The 3,894-nt window shown below is 71.1% G+C and carries 4 protein-coding genes; 1 reads left to right on the forward strand and 3 read right to left on the reverse strand.

Going from position 1 to position 3,894, the window contains the following annotated elements; all coding sequences use genetic code 11:
• Positions 1-159 precede the first annotated feature (159 nt).
• The 3 genes from ACIRRY_RS39315 to ACIRRY_RS39325 form a co-directional block, all read right to left on the reverse strand.
• Positions 160-381: a hypothetical protein gene (locus tag ACIRRY_RS39315; protein WP_403982877.1), complete on the reverse strand. Its 222-nt coding sequence runs from the start codon at positions 379-381 to the stop codon at positions 160-162.
• 34 nt (positions 382-415) lie between these two features.
• Positions 416-1,654: an anion permease gene (locus ACIRRY_RS39320; protein ID WP_403982879.1), complete on the reverse strand. Its 1,239-nt coding sequence runs from the start codon at positions 1,652-1,654 to the stop codon at positions 416-418.
• A gap of 98 nt (positions 1,655-1,752) precedes the next feature.
• Positions 1,753-2,556, reverse strand: a complete 804-nt coding sequence (locus ACIRRY_RS39325; protein ID WP_403983042.1) for a lysozyme — start codon at positions 2,554-2,556, stop codon at positions 1,753-1,755.
• Positions 2,557-2,752: 196 nt separating this feature from the next.
• Here ACIRRY_RS39325 and ACIRRY_RS39330 point away from each other — a divergent pair, with 196 nt between their 5' ends.
• Entirely contained in the window at positions 2,753-3,544 is a 792-nt protein-coding gene (locus tag ACIRRY_RS39330; protein ID WP_403982881.1) for a class II aldolase/adducin family protein, read from the forward strand.
• The last annotated feature ends 350 nt before the right edge of the window (positions 3,545-3,894 follow it).

The following is a 3,894-nucleotide window of genomic DNA, read 5'->3' on the forward strand; positions in this document are numbered from 1 at the left end:
CAACCCCCGTTGGTTTGGGGGGGGCCAAACTCTGGTGTGGGGGGGGGGGGGGGGGGGGCGCGCCCCCCCCCCCGGGGGGGGGGGGGGGGGGGGCGGGGGGGGGGGGGGGGGGGGGGGGCCCCCCCCCCCCCACCCCACGTGGGTCCAACTGGCAGCCGGTCAGGCCACGATGAGATAGATCCCGTACGCCACAGCCGCCGCGCACGCCGCGAAGCACACGTACGCGCCGCTGAGCGCGAGCGTCGCCGAGTCGCCCTGGGCGGTGGCGCGTTCGCGGTGGGAGAGGGCGGTGATGCCGAGGGTGAAGACGGCCACGAGGGCCACGGTGGCCACGAGGCTGACGCCGAAGACGGAGCCGAGGGCTGCCCAGTCGATGTTCATGTTCCTGCTTCCTTGAGTGACCGGGGACGCGGGCTCAGACGGTGGCGGCCGGGTCGGCCTTCGTGACCGGGACCGGGGAGGGGATCGTCGCCGTCAGACCCTCGGCGAGGGCGACCGACGGGGGCGGCGGGGTCACGGCGGCGATCGCGGTGGTCACCACGCCGGCCGGTTCGTCGAACTCGTTGACGTTCGAGGCGTCGACGACCTGGCGGCGGGAGAGCAGCCAGATGGCGGTGCTGGAGGCGACCAGGAAGACGGCCACCAGTGCGGTGCCCCAGTCGCCGAGGTCGGTCACGGACTCGGCGAGCGCGCCGACCAGCGCGGCGGCCGGCAGCGTCAGACCCCAGGCGACGAACATCCGGGTGGCGGTCGACCAGCGGACGACACCGCCCTTGCGGCCGAGGCCCGCGCCCATCACCGAGCCGGAGACGGCGTGCGTGGTGGAGAGCGAGAAGCCGATGTGCGAGGAGGCCAGGATGACCGCGGCGGCGCTCGTCTGGGCGGCGAAGCCCTGCTGCGGCCGGAGGTCGGTCAGGCCCTTGCCCATCGTGCGGATGATGCGCCAGCCGCCGATGTACGTGCCCATCGCGATGGCGAGGCCCGCGGAGAGGATGACCCAGGTGGGCGGGTCCGAGTCGGGGGCGATGGAGCCGCCGGCGATCAGGGCCAGCGTGATGATGCCCATCGTCTTCTGCGCGTCGTTCGTGCCGTGGGCCAACGAGACCAGTCCGGCGGAGGCGATCTGGCCGACGCGGAAGCCCTTGTCGGCGGCCTTGCCGTCGGCGTTCCGGCTCAGGGCGTACGAGAAGCGGGTGGCGAGCAGCGCCGCTACGCCCGCGACGATCGGGGCCGCGATCGCCGGCAGCAGCACCTTGGTGACCAGGACATCGCCGTGCACCGCGCCGGTGCCGGCCGAGGCGATGGTGGCGCCGATCAGACCGCCCATCAGGGCGTGCGAGGAACTGGACGGCAGGCCGACGAGCCAGGTCACCAGGTTCCAGAGGATCGCGCCGACCAGGGCGGCGAAAATGACCTCGGGACGGATGCCGCTCTCATCGACGAGCCCCTTGGAGATCGTGTTGGCGACCTCCACGGAGAGAAAGGCGCCCACCAGGTTGAGGGTGGCCGACATGGCCACCGCGACCTTGGGCTTGAGCGCGCCGGTCGAGATGGTGGTGGCCATCGCGTTGGCGGTGTCGTGGAAACCGTTCGTGAAATCGAACGCGAGTGCGGTGATCACCACAATCGCGAGGATCAGCGAGAAGCTTTCCATTTACCCAGGCAATCGTTCGAAGTCATTGGCGCGTTGACCGTAGGAAACCTGAATGAACGGAAGATGAACTGAGGGGGTCTCTGTGGTGTCTGGATCGCCTAGTAATCCCGGGCGAACTTCCGCAGTTGGGCCACCGTCCCGTTGAAGAGGTTCTGGTCACCCGGCAGGCTCCCGCTGTTGTCGTACTGCCAGAAGGTCCAGTACGACCATCCGGCGGGCAGCGTGCCCGCGTCCGCCGCCTTGTGGCGGGCGATCCACAGCGCGTGTGTCGAGGCCAGGGTGGTGTTGTCGCCCGTGCACTCGTTCCACCACCGGGTGGTCGTGTAGATCACCGGGCGGCGGCCGGTCTCCCGCTTCACCTCGGCGCTGAAGGCCTTGATCCAGTTGACCGTCCCGGCCTTGCTCAGGCCGTAGCAGCCCTGCTTCTTGTCGTACGGGTTGTATTCGATGTCCAGCGCGGGCGGCAGCGTCCAGCCGTCCGCCTTCCAGTCGCCGCCGTGCGCCACGAAGTAGGCGGCCTGGGCCGCGCCGGACGACCTGTCCGGCAGGGCGAAGTGGTAGGCGCCGCGGATGATGCCGGACGCGCGGGCGCCGTCGTACTGCGGGCCGAAGTAGGGGTTGCGGTAGGTGGTCGACTCGGTCGCCTTGATGTAGACGAAGGTGGCGCCCTTTGCCTTTGTGCTGGGCCAGTTGACGTTCTTCTGGTGGGAGGAGACGTCGTGGCCCTTTGTGGGGTTTGCGTGGTTTATGGGGTTTGTGGGGTTTGTCGCGGGGGTCGGGGTCGCTTTGGTGGGTGCGGTTGTGGTTGCCGATGCGGATGCGGTTGCCGTGATGGTGAGTGCGGCGACGGTGGTCGCGATGAGGCGGGTGCGGGGCAGGTGCGGTTTGCGGTCGCGGGCCATGGTTCCCCCGGGAATGGCGGCGTGCACGGCAAATCCCCCAGTGGTTATTGGAAGATCCGCCGATGCCGGTCGGTCCCCGGCCAGGCGGCCGGAGTGGGCGGTTGGCGCCCATATGTCATCTTTCGGATGCGCGGCTTCCGGCCTAAAGTGCCTTCGCCCGAACGTGCGTTGGGGCACTGGCTGACAGGATCGCGGCATGGCTGAGCAACGGCGGGACGGGCAGGTCGAGCGGGGCGGGCGGGACCAGCGGGGCGGACAGGTTGGGCAGGACGGGCGGGGCGGGCGGGAGGGTGCGGGGACTGTGGCTGAGGGGCGGGGGAGGAATGTGCGGGGGAGGAGTGTGCGGGCCGAGGAGGCGCACGCGTGGGGCGCGCTCGTTGCGACCGCGCGCCGGACGGTTGCCGACGGCCTGGTCGTCGGCACCTCCGGGAACGTCTCGGCGCGTGTCGGCGACACCGTCCTGGTCACGCCGTCGGGTGTCCCCTACGACCGTCTGACGCCCGCCGACGTGATCGGTGTCGACCTCGACGGCCGGCAGGTGCTCGGCACCCTGCTCCCGACGAGCGAACTGCCCATGCACCTCGCCGTCTACCGCACCACAGGCGCCCACGCCGTCGTCCACACCCACGCCGTCCACGCGACGGCCGTCTCGACCCTCGTCCCCGAACTCCCCTCGGTCCACTACATGTCCGGCGCGCTCGGCGGCCCGGTCCGGGTTGCCCCGTATGCGACGTACGGCACCGAGGAGTTGGCCGAGAACATGCTCCACGCCCTTGCCGACCGCTCCGCCTGCCTCCTCCAGAACCACGGCACGATCGCCTACGGCGACTCCCTGGACCTGGCGTTCGACCGCACGGCCCAGCTGGAGTGGATGTGCCGGTTGTGGCTGACGGCGTCGTCGGTGCCGGGGTTGTCGCCGACGTTGCTGTCGGGGGAGCAGGTGGCTGAGGCGGGGGAGCGGTTGCGGGGGTATGGGCAGCGGGGGTGAGGGGGGTGGGGGTGAGCAGGTTGGGGGTTGGGGTGGGGCTTGGGGGATTTGAGGGGGCGGGGGTGCTGTGAGAAGGGGTTGATCGGCTCGGTGGCTCGGTGGCTCGGTGGCTCGGTGGCTCGGTGGAGGGGTGAAGGGGCGGGAGGGGAAGGGGAGTTGATCGGCTCGGGTGGCGGGTGGCGGGTGGCGGACGAGGGGAGTCGGAGGGGTGGTGGGGGACGGATGTCGGTGGCGGGCTATCTTCTGCCGCGTGCCGCGTGCCGCGTGCCGCGTGCCGCGTGCCGCGTGCCGCGTGCCGCGTGCCGCGTGCCGCGTGCCGCGTGCCGCGTGCCGCGTGCCGCGTGCCGCGT

The sequence above is a fragment of the Streptomyces sp. NPDC101776 genome (genome assembly GCF_044766845.1).
Lineage (GTDB): Bacteria > Actinomycetota > Actinomycetes > Streptomycetales > Streptomycetaceae > Streptomyces.